The organism is Vibrio sp. THAF64 (genome assembly GCF_009363455.1).
Lineage (GTDB): Bacteria > Pseudomonadota > Gammaproteobacteria > Enterobacterales > Vibrionaceae > Vibrio > Vibrio coralliilyticus.
The window spans coordinates 2,240,938-2,258,594 of record NZ_CP045355.1; the positions used below are offsets into that span (position 1 = coordinate 2,240,938).

Sequence of the window (17,657 nt, forward strand, 5' to 3'; positions counted from 1 at the left end):
AGTAACAAAGCTCGTGTTTGAGTTATTCAAACCTTATCGAGTGTCTTTTTTGACGATTCGTCATTTAGAGAGTCAAATAAAACCCATAACGGGCTTTATTTTAGGCTGAAGCAGATTAGCGTCCGACGGAGTTGAGATATTCGATCTCTTGACTAAATAGCTCCTGCTCTACTCGGCGCCAGGTTTTCTTGTAATCCCACTCACTAGAGAGAGGTTTCCAGTTCAACCCATCTAACAGCATATTCGCATTATGGAGCACTGAGAACGGGTCCTGTAGGCGATTGATACAATGGCTATTGGACGCATTTTGCGTAAGGGCATTTGACCCAAAAGCAATCGACCAATTGGCAAACACTATCGCATCTGAGCTGATACCTGGTGAGAACTTGAGGTCACCACTTTCAACCGCGTAGTTAACCAGTTGATCGGCGCCTTCTATCACTTGCTCTTCCAGCTCATTTAGCTCTTTAACACGTTCTGGCGACGCCTTCTCAAGTACAAAAGGATTTTTCGCCATTAGTGCACACATGGACAAAATCGGCTCCATGCGCGTGTAGATACGATAGCCTACATGCATCGCTATGATTTTTTCCCGTGTACAGCCTTCAAATTCTGCAGCGCGGGCGAATAACACAGCTTCGCTTTTCAGAGAATGAATACAAAGCGCAACAATCGCGTCTTCTTTACTACTAAAGTGATTATAAATCGTACCTTTCGAGTAAGGGCTTGCTGCCGTTAGCTTGTCCATGGTCAGGTTACTCCACCCTTCCTTTTGAACCAGCGCTTTCGCCAGTAGAATCAGCTCTATTTCTCTATCGGCAATGGCCTGTTGTTTCTTGGTTAACCCAAAACCACAACGGACGCCGTCTTTTTTATCACTTTTTTTACAGCTAAAGCCAAACATGATTATTTCGATCCGTACCCGTCTGTTGCTCCTTAACTTTCTAATTGTAACACGAATCATAATATTGCGATAAACCACAATCATGACGATTCGTCATTTTTGACACTTCGTCATAATAGATCATATATCACTCAAATAAAAGATTTATTCGTAGATACATATATAAAAACTATGAATTATTATCGTGCTACACTTTATGCACTTATCTGAACTAGAGAGACATTCCCACGTGTTCAAATACTTAGCTTTACCGCTTGTTACTTTTACATGCTGGACAAGTCCGGCATTGTCAGCGGACTACTCAACAGAAAAAATTGCTTCAGGTTTACTGGTTCCTTGGGGAATGGCGTTTGCCGACGACAACACGTTACTGGTCACCGAACGCAACGGCCATATTCTCTCGGTCGATATCGCTACAGGGAAAAGTACTCAGCTTATGGAAGACCCTGCTGGCCTTTATGCCAACGGTCAGGGAGGGTTGCTCGATATCGCGATGTCCCCTTTCGAACCGAACAAAGCGTATGTGACCTACAGTAAACGCACCGCTAGCGGTTCAGATACCACTCTTGCTACCTTCACATTTTCAGACGGTAAGCTCTCAGACTGGAAAAACATCCTCACAACAACGTCCAATTCCTCGACCAATCGCCACTATGGTAGTCGTGTGACCTTCGATGAGCAGTACCTCTACATGAGTGTTGGTGATCGCGGAGAACGCGATAATGGACAGGACTTAAGTACCCATGCGGGATCGATTCTGAGGTTGAACCCTGACGGTTCAGCAGCCGAAGACAACCCTTTCGTCGAGCAAAAAGGCGCGCAAAAGGAAATCTGGAGCTTTGGTCATCGTAATCCACAAGGCTTGTTTTACGATTCAGCAGCTGGCGCTTTATGGTCGATAGAACATGGCCCAAGAGGCGGCGATGAAATAAATTTTATTCGGGCAGGCTCAAACTATGGCTGGCCAATCACTTCTCACGGTAAAGAATACTGGGGGCCGATTAATGTCGGGGAATCTAAAGAAAAAGAGGGGATCGAGTCACCAATCAAGGTTTATGTTCCTTCCATCGCTCCCTCAAGTTTGCTTTTGTATCGAGGTAAAAACTACCCTGAACTGAACGGTAAGCTTCTCGCACCCGCTTTGAAACTGACCCATATTAATGTCGTCACGCTAAACAAAAACAATCAAGCAGTAGATGAAATTCGAATATTGTCCGAACTTAACGAACGCATTCGCCATGTCATCGTCAGCCCTAAGGATGAACTCATCTTTAGTACTGATCAAGGCAATATATACCGCCTTGTTCCAACTCGCAGCTAAGAAAAAAGGCCCGTTATTACGGGCCTTTTCTTAAGCACTGATATGCTCCAGCAGTTCATCCTTGAGCTCACCTAATACCCCAGGTTTTGGCTGAGTGTGAGATAAAGTCCGCATGCCATAGATACCCATGACCAAAAACTGAGCTAACTGAGCTGGCGATTTTTTTTGAGATGCTTGACCCGCCTGCTGCGCCTGGGAAAGCTTCTCTTCAATAGACTGATGCCAGTCTTGAAGCATCATGCTGATAAGATGTTCCACTTCATCATCCTGCTGTGCCATCTCACTGAGTGATTTCTGCAGCAAACAATCTTTGATTTCTTCCGTTTCACACTCTTCGACCACCCAGCTTAGATATTTTTCAAAGCCAGCCATCACTGTTGGTTGAGAGTCAAACAAGGCCTGAAACTCTTGCGATTTATCGTCACGATACTGTTCCAACGCCGCAATCAATAAGCCGCGCTTGTTCTCAAAGGCACAATAGATCGAACCGGGGTGCAGTCCAGTTACCTTTTTTAGGTCTTGCATGCTGGTCTTAGCGTACCCTTTAGCTACAAAAGCATCCATTGCAGAACGTAATACTTTTTTCCGATCAAATTCAGCGCTGCGCATTGGCTCTCTTATCTCAATTATCAATATGGATTGATTCTACTTTATTTTGAACAAGCATTCAAAAAAGTAGTTGAATGCTTGTTCAAATTAGACTAACTTGAATGGGCATTCAAGAAAAACCACAAAGGGAACGTCATGAATAACCTATTTGAACCATTAGCGCTGAACGACACTATTACATTGAACAACAGAATTGTGATGGCACCACTGACTCGTTGTATGGCTGATGACAGCCTAGTTCCAACTCAAGCGATGGTGGATTACTATGCTCGTCGAGCAGATACTGGTTTGATTATTAGTGAAGCGACCATCATTCGCCCAGATGGTCAGGGATATCCAAATACCCCCGGAATATTCAGTCAGGAGCAAATTACTGGCTGGCGTAAGGTGACAGACGCGGTTCATGAGAAAGGCGGTAAGATTTTTGTGCAGTTGTGGCACACGGGCCGTGTTGCGCACCCTCATTTCTTCAATGGAGAATATGTGCTGGCGCCTTCAGCAGTGGCTGTTGAAGGCAGCGTACCCCGCATGCGAGAACTGACCTACACCACGCCTAAGCCAGCGACCCGAGAAGAGATTGAAGAACTTGTTGAAGATTATCGTCAGGCCGCTATTAATGCTCTAGAAGCCGGCTTTGACGGGGTTGAAATCCACGGAGCAAATGGATATCTGATCGACCAGTTCCTGCATTATTCAAGCAATACTCGAGACGATGAATTTGGTGGTTCAGCAGAAAATATGGCGCGCTTCCCGTTGCAAGTCGTCGATGCAATCGTTGATGCCATTGGTAAAGATAGAACAGCGCTACGACTCTCTCCGGGTGCTTACTTCAACATGGAACCAGACAATCGTGATCGTCAGGTTTCAGATTACTTGCTCAAAGCGCTCGAAAGCCGTGATCTAAGCTACCTTCACGTGGGAATTTTTGACGATAGCATGTCATTTGATTACCTAGATGGCACCGTTTCAGAGTATATGCGTTCAAACTACAGTAAGACGTTAATGGGTGTCGGTGGTTTTACACCAGAAACTGGGAATGCGGCGTTGGAGTCTGGCAAATTTGATTTGCTGGCAATTGGTCGTCCATTAATCGCCAACCCTGACTATATCGAAAAAGTAAAATCAGGCTCAGTGTTGACCGAATACTCGGATGAAATGCTTGCCGAGCTTGTATAACCCATTCACGTTTGGTGAGTGAAAAATCAGCGGCTTGTTGCCGCTGATTCCTTATGTAATGAAGATAAAAAAAAGCCCTGACCAAATGGTCAGGGCTTCGTAATTTGGAGCGACACACGAGGTTCGAACTCGTGACCTCAACCTTGGCAAGGTTGCGCTCTACCAACTGAGCTAGTGTCGCATAATGCGTTAGTTAGATGGTGCCCCGGGCCGGACTTGAACCGGCACAGCGCGAACGCCGAGGGATTTTAAATCCCTTGTGTCTACCAATTCCACCACCAGGGCACACAAATCTAAATTTGTGATGGAGACACCATCTTTGACATCGACCCATTAGGAATCGCTATCATAAAATTTGGAGCGACACACGAGGTTCGAACTCGTGACCTCAACCTTGGCAAGGTTGCGCTCTACCAACTGAGCTAGTGTCGCAAATGGAGGCGCGTCCCGGAGTCGAACCGAGGTCCACGGATTTGCAATCCGCTGCATAGCCACTCTGCCAACGCGCCTTCGTAACACCAATCGTCTCGCTTATTTCGCTGCGTTCCTCTTGGGTACGGGATGCATTCTACGGATTCGAACTAATGAGTCAACACTATTTTTAATTTTTTGAATCGTTTGTCTAATTAACAGTCAAAAGCTTCTAATTTGATTAATTTACTCTCAAAATTCTTTTGATTTTGACCAAGTTAACTTAAACAAAGTAGATGAGAGGCATAAAAAAACGGGCTATTGCCAGTTTTCTTTAATGATGCTCTTCACTGAGAAGATCGTCTTTGGCTGCCATTAAATACTGTGCCATAGACCAATAGGTCAATACGGTAGCAACATAAAGCGCGGCGTAACCTAACCAAATCATCCAGTCATCATAACGCCAGATAAGCACCCATAAAGCAAACATTTGGCTAAGCGTTTTTACTTTACCTACCCATGAAACTGCCACACTGGCACGTTTACCGATTTCTGCCATCCATTCACGCAATGCAGAAATAATGATTTCTCGAGCAATCATAGTCACAGCAGGAATTGTTACCCAAATGGAGTGGTAGTGTTCAGTGACAAGAATCAGAGCGGTCGCGACAAGGACTTTATCAGCAACAGGATCAATAAAAGCACCAAAACGAGAGGTTTGCCCCAACTTTCGCGCTAACATTCCATCTAGCCAGTCCGTGAACCCTGCAACCCAGAACACCATTGCCGCTGCAAAAGGTGCCCAACTGTAAGGAAGATAAAAAACCACGACAAATACTGGAATAAGGAAAAGTCGTAACAAAGATAAAATGTTAGGGATATTTAAACGCATATTTATTGAGGCTCTTATCGTTTGCGTATTGCTCTGTTCACTGCTTAAAAACAGGGCTCTTATGGTGCGGGATTTTTCCTATTGTTTCAATGCTTGATAAATGTTTTCTGCCAAAGAAACACTAATCCCAGGGACTTTGGCGATTTCTTCAACGCTAGCACGTTGAAGTTCCTGTAATCCCCCCATGTATTTGAGCAATGCCTGACGACGTTTCGGCCCCACCCCTTCAATGCCTTCCAAGGCACTGGTTCTTCTTGTTTTTCCACGTTTAGCCCGATGCCCCGCAATGGCATGGTTATGGCTTTCATCACGGATATGTTGCATCAAATGTAGAGCTGGTGCATCACTAGGCAAGTTGAACTCTTCACCGTCTGTGGTAATCAAAGTTTCCAATCCTGGTTTACGCGTCACTCCTTTCGCAATACCAATCAAACGTGGCCGCTTAGGCCAATCTCCCCAGTACTGTGAAATGATTTCAAACGCTCGATTAAGCTGCCCTTTACCACCATCAATAAACACAATATCCGGGATTTTTTCCACATCCAGCTGCTTAGAGTAACGCCTCTCGAGTGCTTGTCCCATCGCGGCGTAATCGTCACCACCGGTAATCCCAGTAATATTGTAGCGACGGTATTCCTGCTTCACTGGCCCTTCTTGATTAAACACAACACAAGAAGCAATCGTACTTTCGCCCATCGTATGCGATATGTCGAAACATTCCATACGAGTGATGATATCCATACCTAAGACTTCCCGTAACTCTTTAAAGCGTTGGGATATCGTCATCTTGTGATTGATTTTGGTAGTAATTGCCGTCAGTGCGTTGGTATTCGACAGCTTAAGGTAGCGCCCACGAGTTCCCGTCGGATTAACATGAAAATTGACTTTACGTCCGGCAATCTCGCCTAAAGCTTCTTGTAATGGCAGCGATTCTTCCATCAGGCCGGAGTTAAGGATGATTCGTGTCGGGATCGTTCGTGCTTCGTTGTGGCTCAGGTAATACTGGCTCAAAAAACTATAAAACACTTCTTCTTGAGTCGTATCATTTGGAATTTTAGGAAAATGGCTACGACTGCCCAAAATCTTACCTTGGCGAATCATCAGAATATGGACACAGGCAATGCCGTTCTCTTGAGCAAAACCCAAAACGTCCATATCATCTTGAGAGTCTTCAGACACAAACTGCTGCTCCTGAACACGTCGTATCGCTTGTATTTGGTCTCTAAACTTTGCCGCGTCTTCAAACTTAAGACTTTTACTAGCCAGCTCCATCTTTTCAACCAAGGTCGTGAGAACTTGCTGATCTTTTCCTTGCAGGAACAAACGAACAAAACCCACCAGCTCGGCATAATCTTCATCGGAGATAATACTGCTAACACATGGCCCCGCACATCGGCCAATTTGGTACATCAGACAAGGCCGAGTTCGATTACTGTAAACCGTATCTTCACATTGTCGAACCGGGAAAATTTTTTGAATTAAGTGCAGCGTTTCCCGAACTGCTCCCGAGTCAGGGTAAGGACCAAAGTATTCACCTTTGCGCTTTTTTGCTCCGCGATGCATAGATAGCCTCGGGTGCTTATGGCCGCTGACAAAAATGTAAGGGTATGACTTGTCATCACGCAGTAATACATTGTATTTGGGTAAATACTGCTTAATGTAGTTGTGTTCAAGTATCAGGGCTTCTGTTTCGGTGTGCGTCACCGTAACATCAATCTTGTCAATATTACTGACTAGAGCTCGTGTTTTTTCGCTGTCTACTTTCTTACGGAAATAGCTAGAAAGACGCTTTTTAAGGTCTTTGGCTTTACCTACGTAAATGACAACAGCCTCGGCGTTATACATTCTGTACACGCCGGGCTGATTAGTAACGGTTTTTAGAAAGGAAGCCGAGTCGAATGTGGCGGTCACTACAATGTCTCAGTGTCTAACATTCCATGGCGGATGGCTAGATGAGTCAACTCTACGTCACCGCTGATGTCCAGCTTATTGAACAAGCGGTAGCGGTAACTGTTGACAGTTTTCGGGCTCAAATTCAACTGCTCTGAAATATCGGTTACCTTCTGCCCTTTGGTGATCATCATCATGATCTGCAATTCACGCTCAGAAAGATCGGCAAAAGGATTTTCCGATGCTGGAGAGAATTGGCTAAGCGCCATCTGCTGAGCAATTTCAGGAGAAATATAACGTTGGCCGCTATTTACAACACGAATTGCGTTGACCATTTCATCTGGCCCCGCACCTTTAGTCAGGTAGCCTGCGGCACCTGCTTGCATCACTTTAGTTGGAAACGGATTTTCCGTATGAACAGTTAAAACGATGATTTTCACATCAGGATTGAACCGCAAGATTTTCTTGGTAGCTTCTAAGCCACCAATACCTGGCATATTCATATCCATCAAAATGACATCGGCATGATTGCTACGACACCATTTTGCTGCGTCTTCACCGCTTTCAGCTTCCCCTGCTACGTTCATTCCACGGACGTCTTCAATAATACGTCGTATCCCTGTGCGAACCAGCTCGTGATCATCTACAAGGAAAACACTTATCAAACTTGTATCTCCACACTTCTTGATTGGCTCTGCACCCACTATTTGTAGTGGATAACAGCATGGCAGCCTATTTTAACTTAAATTACGCTTTTTACTTACTCTGAATATGTGCTCAAACGCAAACTTTAGCAAGTACTTATTTTCATATCTGCTGCTTAGCACGTTAATAACCATGCAATCAATAAGTTAAGTCATACAATGAGGTTATGAGTCAAAAATCGGCATACGCACACACAACACAAGGCTTACCATTGAAAACGAATCTAACTTCACCTATTAATACATAGTGCAGTGCGCATAGTTGCACACTTTAAAGTACATTTTAAATATCATCTTATAAGGATATGTTATGAAAAAGCTTCTAGCAGTGGCAGCCCTAGCAACAACTATTCCTATGTCTAATCTAGCACTTGCTGACAATGATATTGGTTGTGGTTTGGGTACTATGGTATTCGACGGTCAGTCAGGCAAAGTTTCTAAAATTCTAGCTGCTACAACTAACGGCACTTCAGGTAACCAAACTTTTGGTATCACTTTCGGTACTCTAGGTTGTGACGGCACAGGTACAATTTCATCATCTGAAAAGCTAGCCATGTTCATTGATGGCAACATGGACAACCTAGCACGTGATATCGCTAAAGGCGAAGGTGAAACTCTGGCAACACTTTCTGAAGTTTGGGGTATTAATGAAGCTGACAAAGCAGCATTCAACACTCTAGCTCAAGAAAACTTTGCGCAAGTATTCAAATCTGAAAATGTCACTTCTCAAGAAGTATTTGTAAACCTGAACAACGTTGTTGCGGATAACGCACAATTAGCGGGTTACGCTATTTAATCAATGCCCTATTAAAAGGTGCCTTTCTAGGCACCTTTTTCACACCACCCTAAAGCCTCCCTATTATTTGTTGTATCCTGACGCTAAAAGTAGAAGCTCAATCGAACTGTAAGACTGTGTATTAGATGAAGTCCCCTTTGCTAAAAACCTCTTTGTTGTGTGGCTTAAGCTTGAGCCTTTTATTACCTTCAGCATCAATCGCTAGTGAATTCGATGTAGAACAGCTCTCCAAGCACTCATACTGGCATAAGCTCGGCCACTATTTGCCTGCGCTTCTATCTGGATACGAAAGTACCGTCGATAAAAGCGAATTTTTTCTTTCGGAACAAGGAAAGTACTCTCCAAAAGCGGAGCTTGAGGCAACCATCAGTCGGCTTTATTCAGAGGATAAGCAACTTGCATTGGAGACTCAGTGTCAATATCCAGCACGCTATAGTTGGCTTGAACAGCAACAAGGTCGCCAGGCGATATTGAACTGCCCAGAGCTAGAAACTTGGAGCCAAGTCATCGACCCGGCTGGTCTTACGCTTGTTTTCCCAACCGCATTTATGAATAACCCTTCTTCTATGTTTGGTCACACCCTATTGCGTGTCGACGCTAAGGATCAAACCAGACATAAAGAATTGGTCGCATTTGCCATTAATTTTGCTGCTGAGCCAGAAACAGATGACAACCCCGCTCTGTTTGCGATCAAAGGATTGATCGGCAGCTACCCCGGTCGTTACATCGTGATGCCATATTATCGAAAAGTTCGTGAATACAACGACATCGAATCGAGAGATATTTGGGAGTACAAACTTAAACTCAATGAAGAGGAAGTAAATCGGGTTTTATTACACTTATGGGAAATGCAAAGAGCAGAGTTTGATTACTATTTCTTAGACGAAAACTGTTCTTATCAGTTGCTGTCTCTATTGGATGTCGCTCGGGAAGACTTAAGCTTGACCAAAGACTTCTCGATACAGGCAATTCCGTCAGATACAGTTTATGCATTAGCGGAAAGCGGATTATTGGAAGAAACTCAATATCGCGAGGCATTTGGCACCAGATTGCTACATCAAGCCAATGAAGCCGATGAGAAAATCTTCGAGGCTGCTAAAAAAGCGACACAAGGCGAGTACCCGAGTGAAAACGAATTCTCAGATGAAGAACGAGCAGCAATTCTAGAACTCGCCTACGAGTGGTTAAACTTTCAATTGTATGACTCCGGTTTAGAACGAGATCCGACAGCCAAACGGCTAACCAAATTGCTCTATCTGCGCAGCAGAATCAAAGTAGAGTCTCCGTTTACCCCAGTTCCTCAGCCTGACGTTCCACCAGAAAAAGGGCACGCTTCCGCCCGTATCGGACTGAGCTACCAATACTGGGATGAGTTCAGTAATCAAGCCACCATTGAATGGAGAGCGGCGTATCATGATTTGCTTGACTCACAGGATGGCTTCATACCTGGCGCACAGATCAACTTTCTAGATACTCAAGTGAGTATTGATCAGCAAGGCACTTCTCGACTCGATAGGTTTTACTTTATCGACACAATGGCGCTTGCTCCAAGTAATAGAGTATTCGACAGTTGGGCTTGGAATATTCGCACTGGCTTTGATAGACAGCCTCTGTCTAATAAGTTGGCAGGAAGATGGTTTGGACAAGGTGGCTTTGGCAAGGCTTGGGGCTCACCAGACAAGATCCACGTATACACACTCTTTTCAGGTGCAGTCAGTGGCGGCAATCTGACGGAATATGACGCAGTCTCTGGGGTCGGCTTGGAAACGGGAGCAATTTTCCAAGCTGGACGTAATCATAGAATAGGATTACAAGCTCAATATATGGCGCTGATTAACTCTCAGGAAGAGAGCCATGTCGAAATTGATGCAAGCTGGAACTGGAGCTTCAATCGTAATTTTGCTGTGCGAACGCAACTGAGTTATCAAAGTTGGCAGTCTGAGAACATTGGCGCCAGACTGACAGGCTTTATCTATTATTAAGAGAACGCCTGCTTATGCTAAGCTAGTGAAACCAAGCTTCATCCGTTGCTTGGTTTTCATTTAGAGCAGTACAAATGTCCGTCCAACAAGGTTTCCTACTTACTCGCCACGCCAGAGATGTTTCTGGTCAAACTCAGATCGATTTATGGTTATCTACTGATAATGGGCCGGTACAGCTTGTTATACCGGGAGAAAAACCCGTCTTCTTTATTCCTCAAGACGATATCGAACAATGCCAAGCTTTAGTTAGCGAGTTATCCATTCAGGCTGAGATAAAACCTTTGGCGTTGCATAGCTTTGATGATGTAAAACTTGCGGCTTGTTACTGCTTAACCGTTAAAGACGGACAACGGCTAAGTCAGAAATTCAAACATCATGAGATTCTTGTACTCGAAGACGATATACGCCTTGCCGATCGATATTTAATGGAGCGCTTTGTTCAAGGCAGTGTCGAATTTACCGGTCACCCCCAACGCAGGAAAGACTACACTCGCTTTTCAAACGTCAAATGCCGTCAGGGTCACTATACCCCTCAGTTAAAGGTTGTCTCACTCGATATCGAATGTTCAGAGAAAGGCGTTCTTTACTCTATAGGACTCGATAGTCCTATGGACAGCCGTGTCATCATGATTGGAGAACCGCAAGCTGCTGAAACCGCTGTTGAGTGGGTCCAAGACGAGAAACACTTATTGCTCTCACTGATCACGTGGTTTCAGCAATTTGATCCCGATGTCATCGTAGGTTGGAACGTCATTGACTTTGACTTTAGGCTGCTACATAAACGTGCCGAGTGGAATAAAGTCAGATTAGCAATTGGGCGTGCGAATCAGGCGAGTTTTTTCCGCACCTCAAGTAACACTCAACAAGCATTCATATCAATCCCAGGTCGCGTGGTTTTAGATGGTATCGATACGCTAAAAACCGCCACTTATCACTTTCGAAGCTGGTCGCTAGAATCAGTGTCTCAGGAGTTACTCGGAGAGGGTAAACAAATCCACAACGTTCATGATCGAATGGACGAAATCAATTACATGTTCAAAAAGGACAAACCCTCACTTGCAAAGTACAACCTGCAAGATTGTGTTCTGGTCAACAAGATTTTTGCCCACACCCACTTGCTTGAGTTTGCCATCGAACGCTCTAAATTGACTGGTGTTGAACTGGACCGTGTCGGCGGCTCGGTCGCGGCATTTACCAATCTTTACCTGCCACAAATCCATCGTGCTGGGTACATTGCCCCTAACCTACATTCTGAAAACTGGTTGGCTAGCCCAGGGGGCTATGTAATGGACTCCATCCCAAACCTGTATGATTCGGTGTTAGTTCTGGATTTTAAGAGCCTATACCCTTCCATTATCCGTTCATTCCTAATTGACCCAATGGGTTTGATCGAAGGGTTGAAATTGGACGTGGGTAAACAGGAAAACCAAGCTGTTGAAGGATTTCGTGGCGGTCAATTTCATCGTAGTAAACACTTTTTGCCCGAGATGATCGAAAACCTGTGGGCGGCGCGTGATATCGCCAAGAAAAACAACGAAAAGGCCTTCTCACAGGCGATCAAAATCATTATGAACTCCTTCTACGGCGTACTGGGCTCTTCTGGCTGTCGCTTCTTTGATACTCGCTTGGCATCAAGTATCACTATGCGTGGTCACGAAATCATGAAGCAGACGAAAGTACTCATCGAAGAGCAAGGCTATCAAGTGATTTATGGGGATACAGATTCGACGTTTGTTTCTTTGAACGGGCAATTTTCTCAAGAGCAAGCCGATGAGATTGGCCACCAGCTTGTCGAGCATATCAATTCGTGGTGGACGACCCATCTCAAACAAGAGTACGGCCTTACCTCAATCCTCGAACTGGAGTATGAAACCCACTATAAGAAGTTTCTGATGCCAACTATCCGTGGTCAAGAAACAGGATCCAAAAAGCGTTACGCAGGCTTGATTGGCGAAGGCGACAGGGAAAAAATTGTCTTTAAGGGATTGGAAAGTGCTCGCACCGACTGGACTCCGCTCGCTCAGCGCTTTCAGCAAGATCTGTATTCACTGGTTTTCCATGGTAAAGATCCCTCTGACTACGTTCGGGATTTTGTCGAAAGAACCATGGCGGGCGAATTTGATGATGAGCTGGTTTACCAAAAAAGGCTACGCCGGAAGCTACACGAGTATCAGAAAAACGTACCACCACAAGTGCGTGCAGCTCGGTTAGCAGATGAAATCAATGCCCAGTTAGGTCGCCCTTTGCAATACCAAAACAAAGGACGAATTGAATACCTGATTACGATTTCTGGCCCTGAACCCAAAGAATACCTTAAAAGCAACATTGATTATCAGCACTACATTGATAAACAGCTTCAGCCTGTTGCAGAGGCTATCTTGCCATTTATTGGCATCGATTTTTCAACGCTCAGTGAGCCTCAACTCGGTTTGTTCTAACACTGAAGAAACTATATTGAAGGGCGCTGTTATTCCAGATGAGTACACTCCATTTTTACGTATCGATGTTCGCTCTATCGTTCGTACTGCAAGTAGTGATGCGCTCACCTATGAGTTAACCGCCAACGGTGCGAGACACTCGTTCAGAATCAAATATTTGATCATATAACATACATCTTTGCTTGCGATTTTTAACTCATTTTTAACCCCATTTGTACTATTAACGACATGCAGCCACCATTTGAACATTCGGTGCTGCTTAATTCTTTATTTTGACCAAACCTAGCGAATCACACAAATCTTGACTATTCCCGTTAGCAACTTGATTGGTGTCCAGACTGCCTGCGTTCAGGTTTATGTCATCAAATGACAAGAGAGATAGTATGAAAAGAAAGTTCAACCTGCTTCTAATAGCCGTATCAAGCGTTTTGAGTGCCAACATTTGGGCGTCAGAATTTGACGAGCCTGCTGGAGCAGCCATTAATATTCTCAGTGCCTTACAAGATTCAAGTGCGGTGATTTACATCAATGCTGAGAATCTCGTCAGCGGAAACAGCACACCACCAACATTATCCCATGTAAAAACTCAGGTGTTGGTGGAGAACAAACGCTATTTGATCGACTTTAGTAACATAGAACATGAGACTGAAAAAAACATTGCTCGAGCCAAACTCCGCAGAAGCTTGGGATTATTGACTCTCGGAGATATGGTAATCATTAGTGAGCACAAAGGTAAACTCCTGTTTAGTCAGTTAGAGAGCTCTGATGACACCAACCTTAAACGTCTTGAATACAAACCTAAACCACGCCGAGTAAAGAAAAGCATCTCCCCTCTTGCAGAGGTGGATAACAGCATACCTAGGGTCGCTTTCTATATCGAGGCGAAACGTACCATCAGTGACGCAGCATGCAATCCTACCTGGAATACTTACCAAGGCCCCGTTAAAAGTACAGGCATGTGTGACAATGCCCATATTTCTTTAATTTATCAGGTGACGCTGCAACGTTCATTGCCATTTGGAACCCAAGGAAGCGCAACGCCCGATGCCAAAATAGTGAGAATTGCAATTGACGATTCAACGACCGGTGCAGGTATTCAACTGAACCAAAACTTCGACAACATTCTGCTTCATACACGCGGTATACCATGGCCTGAGGGCGGCGACGAGCATGAGATGGTGACCACAGCTCTCGCCCAAAGCTATGACTTCAATTTCAATGCTTCAAATGAAAAAGCTCGTATCCTGCGTACCGTGCCTAAAAGCAATTTAAACAAGAACTACACTAACCGTGAGATTTCAACCTTTTCATTCGGTGTGGTCGCGGGAGGTGAGGCAAGTAGTGACGGCGCAAAAGGCAAACTTGAAGCTTCGGCAAACTGGACAGAATCAAAATGGCTATCCTTTGAAACCAATGACTATCGAGTCGATCGCCATTCAAATGGCCCTCAGCATGTAGGTTTCGAGTGGGCAAGGGAGCAATACCCAACCGCGGAATCAGTTATGGTCACCACAATTCATGGCTATACGGCAGGGATCACACTGCCTGTCGATGAAAGTCGTATTAACAAAATGGGGCACGCAAGCTTCCTACCAAAAATGGAAGTCATATACTCTGCAGCCCCTGATGCAACGGGCAACACCAAATTTAATATTGATTCCACTGTCGACATCACTGGATTTAGGTATATGACGAACGTGACGCCGTTCTTCGGAGTACGAACTTACTACGCTAAAGACGACGATCACCAAGTCAATAGCGTCAATAAGAACATTAATTTTGTAGTTGATTGGGACCACCCTGTGTTCACTGGTGGCAGACCAGTGAATCTGCAACTTGGCGGATTCAAGAACAAATGTCTGGCTATCGATACTCAACAGCAGATATCCGCTAAAGAGTGTGATGAATACGATAACCAACAAGCTTTCATCTACAGTCAAGATGGTCATTATATTAGTGCATACAATACAGAATATTGCTTAGACAGTACCGACCTAACTCAAGCTCAATCATGCAACTTTAGCCTCACCCAAAAATGGAGTTGGGAAGAAAAAGCTAACCAAGATAACTTAAAAAGTGCTCACCTCGGCCATTATCTGACATACGATAAACAGACTGAGAAACTAAGTATGACTGCCAGTACGCAATCGGAGGCTAGCCTTAGTACCAAGATGTACACACGATATGTCAATGTTTTTGATGCTTCTACGGTAGAAACCAACTCGTATAAGTAATCAGCCGCATACCTAAAGCGAGAAATTGAGCGGCAATAATAGACGTTTTAGCTTTTATTGCCGCATAATCAGTATCTTAGCCTATCTTAAATTCGGTTTTCTTGTACTGTTTAGCTAGCCACTCACCGAAACCATCAAGAATGCCAACGACGGATCGTTTTGCTATCACTCGTCCTGTGAGCAAAATCCCTAACCGTTCAATTTCGACCTGTTTATCAGGATAGTAGCGAAGAAAGTTCTGCCCACATTCAATAGGATCATCGAACCAATTTTTATCTTTGTACATCACTAGCGAATAGCTCGCACGCAGCAGCTTCTTGGCAATAACTATCTGTGCTTTTGACTGTTCCTCTGGCGTCGCAGAGCGTGCAATACGATTGCGGTACACTGCGACCCAATCTTCAACATCCATATTCCAATGTTTGGCGATTTCCCAGCTTGGCTCATAGTCGCCAAAACACTCAGAAAGGTCGTCACCGTAAATACACACCGAGCAATGACGAAGCTGAAATCCCCAAGAAAAAATGCTGTCCAAGCTCGCCACTTCTTTCACAAGCGTATTCTTTAGCGATACATCTGTTAAGAATGGATAGGACTTCTGAAAACGCCATTTAATAGAGTTGAACAAGGTGGTTCTGACATCACTAAAGCTGTCATGCGTAACGACCAACACGTCTAAGTTAGAACGATTAGGCTTTGCCCTCTTACGAGCGACACTGCCGTAAAGATAGACACTGTGTAGATTGTCACCCAACCCTCCCTTTAGAAAAGCGATAAGATCGTTAATGGCAGGCTGATACCTTTCCTGAAAAGGTTGCTTAGGGTCAATAACAGAAAGATGCATTTAGTTGATAACAATAATTTTTAGGCTTTCGATTCTTTAATGTTCGCCCACACACAGACACGAATCAAGATATTCCTTCCCTTAAACACTATGTATATAATACGACAATTCCATCTCACACTAAGGAAACACTTTTATGCCAAGGGCAAGTGAGCTTAAAAAAGGTTTTGCTATCGAATCTAGTGGCAAAACACTTCTGATTAAAGATATCGAAGTCACCACTCCGGGTGGACGCGGCGGCGCAAAAATCTACAAACTTCGTTGTACTGATCTTGCGACAGGTGGACGTGTCGATGAGCGCTTTAAATCAGACGACGTAGTTGAAACGGTAGATATGTTTAAACGTGCTGTTGCTTTCTCTTACGTGGATGGTGACGAGTACATTTTCATGGATAATGAAGATTACACTCAATACACCTTCAAGAAAGAAGAAATTGAAGACGAACTACAGTTTGTTACAGAAGAAATTCAAGGCTTACATGTGATTGTCGTGGATGGCAATGCAGTAGGACTAGAGCTTCCCGCTTCTGTTGAGCTTGTAATCGAAGAAACTGACCCATCAATAAAAGGGGCTTCAGCTTCGGCGCGCACAAAGCCTGCACGTTTCGCGACAGGCTTGACAGTTCAAGTTCCTGAGTATATTGCAACAGGTGACCGTATTGTTATCAATACCACTGAACGTAAATACATGAGCCGAGCGTAATTATGTCCGAACTGATCTCCTATGATGACGCCATTGAAACGGCCTATGACATCTTTCTAGAGATGGCTCCAGATAATCTTGAAACCGCAGACGTTATTATATTCACCGCTCAATTTGACGACCGTGGTGCTGCTGAGCTGGTTGAAACTGGCGATGATTGGGCTGGTCATGTCGGCTTTGAAGTCGATAAAGAAATCTATGCGGAAGTCCGTATTGGCTTAGTGAACGAAGAGAATGATGTCTTGGATGAAGTTTTCGCCCGCCTACTGGTAAGCCGAGATCCAGAGCATAAGTTCTGCCACGTTCTTTGGAAGCGAGACTAAACAACAAAAAAATACCCAAGTTTTTAACTTGGGTATTTTTTATAAATAACTAGAAGACGAATTATAGACAAATCCGTCTTCTAGAATTCTATCGGTTTCAACTGACAAACGCGTGCTTGTTAGCCTTCTACCTTGGCATTTTCTACACGGGCTTTTAGTTTCTGCCCCGGGCGGAAGGTGACAACGCGACGAGCACTGATTGGAATGTCTTCACCCGTCTTTGGGTTTCGACCTGGACGTTCGTTTTTTTCTCGAAGATCAAAGTTACCAAATCCAGACAGTTTTACCTGTTCGCCACTCTCTAGTGCCTTACGAATTTCTTCGAAAAACGCCTCAACCGTTTCCTTGGCATCCCGTTTACTGTATCCGAGCTTCTCAAACAGGTTTTCAGCCAAATCGGCCTTTGTGAGCGCCATAAAACTTTCCTCAA

15 protein-coding genes and 4 tRNA genes are annotated in these 17,657 nt (G+C 44.4%); 8 read left to right on the forward strand and 11 right to left on the reverse strand.

Annotated elements, in window-relative coordinates; all coding sequences use genetic code 11:
• Nucleotides 1–115: 115 nt before the first annotated feature.
• A complete protein-coding gene (locus FIU99_RS10225) occupies nucleotides 116–904 on the reverse strand; it encodes a TetR/AcrR family transcriptional regulator (RefSeq protein ID WP_006962710.1) in 789 nt (262 codons plus the stop codon).
• 229 nt (nucleotides 905–1,133) lie between these two features.
• On the opposite strand from FIU99_RS10225, the gene FIU99_RS10230 reads away from it, so the two are divergent.
• Nucleotides 1,134–2,225 carry a PQQ-dependent sugar dehydrogenase gene (locus FIU99_RS10230; RefSeq protein WP_152472265.1) on the forward strand — a complete coding sequence of 364 codons (1,092 nt, stop codon included), beginning with the start codon at nucleotides 1,134–1,136 and terminating at the stop codon, nucleotides 2,223–2,225.
• A 30-nt stretch (nucleotides 2,226–2,255) separates the two neighbouring features.
• Here FIU99_RS10230 and FIU99_RS10235 read toward each other — a convergent pair whose 3' ends face one another.
• Entirely contained in the window at nucleotides 2,256–2,834 is a 579-nt protein-coding gene (locus FIU99_RS10235; RefSeq protein ID WP_006962713.1) for a TetR/AcrR family transcriptional regulator, read from the reverse strand.
• Nucleotides 2,835–2,969: 135 nt separating this feature from the next.
• Between FIU99_RS10235 and FIU99_RS10240 the strand changes: the two genes are divergently transcribed.
• On the forward strand, nucleotides 2,970–4,010 hold the full coding sequence (locus FIU99_RS10240) for an alkene reductase (RefSeq protein WP_006962715.1): 1,041 nt from the start codon (nucleotides 2,970–2,972) through the stop codon (nucleotides 4,008–4,010).
• Between the two features lie 105 nt (nucleotides 4,011–4,115).
• On the opposite strand, the gene FIU99_RS10245 is transcribed toward FIU99_RS10240, so the two are convergent.
• The 7 genes from FIU99_RS10245 to uvrY all read right to left on the reverse strand — a co-directional run bounded on the left by FIU99_RS10245 (nucleotide 4,116) and on the right by uvrY (nucleotide 7,868).
• Nucleotides 4,116–4,191, reverse strand: a tRNA-Gly gene (locus FIU99_RS10245).
• 17 nt (nucleotides 4,192–4,208) lie between these two features.
• Nucleotides 4,209–4,295 (reverse strand) — tRNA-Leu (locus tag FIU99_RS10250).
• A 71-nt stretch (nucleotides 4,296–4,366) separates the two neighbouring features.
• A tRNA-Gly gene (locus tag FIU99_RS10255) sits at nucleotides 4,367–4,442 on the reverse strand.
• Between the two features lie 3 nt (nucleotides 4,443–4,445).
• Nucleotides 4,446–4,519, reverse strand: a tRNA-Cys gene (locus FIU99_RS10260).
• Nucleotides 4,520–4,755: 236 nt separating this feature from the next.
• A complete protein-coding gene (pgsA, locus tag FIU99_RS10265; protein ID WP_006962717.1) occupies nucleotides 4,756–5,313 on the reverse strand; it encodes a CDP-diacylglycerol--glycerol-3-phosphate 3-phosphatidyltransferase in 558 nt (185 codons plus the stop codon).
• 78 nt (nucleotides 5,314–5,391) lie between these two features.
• On the reverse strand, nucleotides 5,392–7,224 hold the full coding sequence (uvrC, locus tag FIU99_RS10270) for an excinuclease ABC subunit UvrC (protein ID WP_039952530.1): 1,833 nt from the start codon (nucleotides 7,222–7,224) through the stop codon (nucleotides 5,392–5,394).
• On the reverse strand, nucleotides 7,224–7,868 hold the full coding sequence (gene uvrY, locus FIU99_RS10275) for a UvrY/SirA/GacA family response regulator transcription factor (protein ID WP_006962720.1): 645 nt from the start codon (nucleotides 7,866–7,868) through the stop codon (nucleotides 7,224–7,226). Before uvrY ends, uvrC begins: the two co-directional genes overlap by 1 nt.
• 349 nt (nucleotides 7,869–8,217) lie before the next feature.
• Between uvrY and FIU99_RS10280 the strand changes: the two genes are divergently transcribed.
• From FIU99_RS10280 to FIU99_RS10295, 4 genes are all read left to right on the forward strand, one after another.
• Entirely contained in the window at nucleotides 8,218–8,703 is a 486-nt protein-coding gene (locus FIU99_RS10280) for a DUF3015 domain-containing protein (protein ID WP_006962721.1), read from the forward strand.
• A gap of 125 nt (nucleotides 8,704–8,828) precedes the next feature.
• Nucleotides 8,829–10,685: a DUF4105 domain-containing protein gene (locus FIU99_RS10285; RefSeq protein ID WP_006962722.1), complete on the forward strand. Its 1,857-nt coding sequence runs from the start codon at nucleotides 8,829–8,831 to the stop codon at nucleotides 10,683–10,685.
• Between the two features lie 74 nt (nucleotides 10,686–10,759).
• Nucleotides 10,760–13,123 (forward strand): DNA polymerase II, encoded by a 2,364-nt coding sequence (locus tag FIU99_RS10290; protein ID WP_006962723.1) that lies wholly within the window; start codon nucleotides 10,760–10,762, stop codon nucleotides 13,121–13,123.
• A gap of 383 nt (nucleotides 13,124–13,506) precedes the next feature.
• Complete coding sequence (locus FIU99_RS10295; RefSeq protein WP_006962725.1) at nucleotides 13,507–15,357, forward strand: leukocidin family pore-forming toxin; 1,851 nt, start codon at nucleotides 13,507–13,509, stop codon at nucleotides 15,355–15,357.
• Between the two features lie 76 nt (nucleotides 15,358–15,433).
• On the opposite strand, the gene FIU99_RS10300 is transcribed toward FIU99_RS10295, so the two are convergent.
• Nucleotides 15,434–16,201 carry a nucleotidyltransferase domain-containing protein gene (locus FIU99_RS10300; protein ID WP_152472266.1) on the reverse strand — a complete coding sequence of 256 codons (768 nt, stop codon included), beginning with the start codon at nucleotides 16,199–16,201 and terminating at the stop codon, nucleotides 15,434–15,436.
• A gap of 136 nt (nucleotides 16,202–16,337) precedes the next feature.
• Here FIU99_RS10300 and yeiP point away from each other — a divergent pair, with 136 nt between their 5' ends.
• Nucleotides 16,338–16,904, forward strand: a complete 567-nt coding sequence (gene yeiP, locus FIU99_RS10305) for an elongation factor P-like protein YeiP (RefSeq protein WP_006962727.1) — start codon at nucleotides 16,338–16,340, stop codon at nucleotides 16,902–16,904.
• Nucleotides 16,905–16,906: 2 nt separating this feature from the next.
• Nucleotides 16,907–17,227 carry an HI1450 family dsDNA-mimic protein gene (locus tag FIU99_RS10310; RefSeq protein ID WP_006962728.1) on the forward strand — a complete coding sequence of 107 codons (321 nt, stop codon included), beginning with the start codon at nucleotides 16,907–16,909 and terminating at the stop codon, nucleotides 17,225–17,227.
• 119 nt (nucleotides 17,228–17,346) lie between these two features.
• Here FIU99_RS10310 and ihfA read toward each other — a convergent pair whose 3' ends face one another.
• Entirely contained in the window at nucleotides 17,347–17,643 is a 297-nt protein-coding gene (ihfA, locus tag FIU99_RS10315) for an integration host factor subunit alpha (protein ID WP_006962729.1), read from the reverse strand.
• Between the last annotated feature and the right edge of the window lie 14 nt (nucleotides 17,644–17,657).

Bases quoted from the DNA above. Each gene is read 5' to 3' on its own strand.
- ihfA (WP_006962729.1), bottom strand. From the start codon at position 17,643: ATGGCGCTCACAAAGGCCGATTTGGCTGAAAACCTGTTTGAGAAGCTC.
- pgsA (WP_006962717.1), bottom strand. From the start codon at position 5,313: ATGCGTTTAAATATCCCTAACATTTTATCTTTGTTACGACTTTTCCTT.
- FIU99_RS10290 (WP_006962723.1), top strand. From the start codon at position 10,760: ATGTCCGTCCAACAAGGTTTCCTACTTACTCGCCACGCCAGAGATGTT.
- FIU99_RS10225 (WP_006962710.1), bottom strand. From the start codon at position 904: ATGTTTGGCTTTAGCTGTAAAAAAAGTGATAAAAAAGACGGCGTCCGT.
- FIU99_RS10310 (WP_006962728.1), top strand. From the start codon at position 16,907: ATGTCCGAACTGATCTCCTATGATGACGCCATTGAAACGGCCTATGAC.
- FIU99_RS10240 (WP_006962715.1), top strand. From the start codon at position 2,970: ATGAATAACCTATTTGAACCATTAGCGCTGAACGACACTATTACATTG.
- yeiP (WP_006962727.1), top strand. From the start codon at position 16,338: ATGCCAAGGGCAAGTGAGCTTAAAAAAGGTTTTGCTATCGAATCTAGT.
- FIU99_RS10295 (WP_006962725.1), top strand. From the start codon at position 13,507: ATGAAAAGAAAGTTCAACCTGCTTCTAATAGCCGTATCAAGCGTTTTG.
- FIU99_RS10235 (WP_006962713.1), bottom strand. From the start codon at position 2,834: ATGCGCAGCGCTGAATTTGATCGGAAAAAAGTATTACGTTCTGCAATG.
- FIU99_RS10300 (WP_152472266.1), bottom strand. From the start codon at position 16,201: ATGCATCTTTCTGTTATTGACCCTAAGCAACCTTTTCAGGAAAGGTAT.
- FIU99_RS10280 (WP_006962721.1), top strand. From the start codon at position 8,218: ATGAAAAAGCTTCTAGCAGTGGCAGCCCTAGCAACAACTATTCCTATG.
- FIU99_RS10285 (WP_006962722.1), top strand. From the start codon at position 8,829: ATGAAGTCCCCTTTGCTAAAAACCTCTTTGTTGTGTGGCTTAAGCTTG.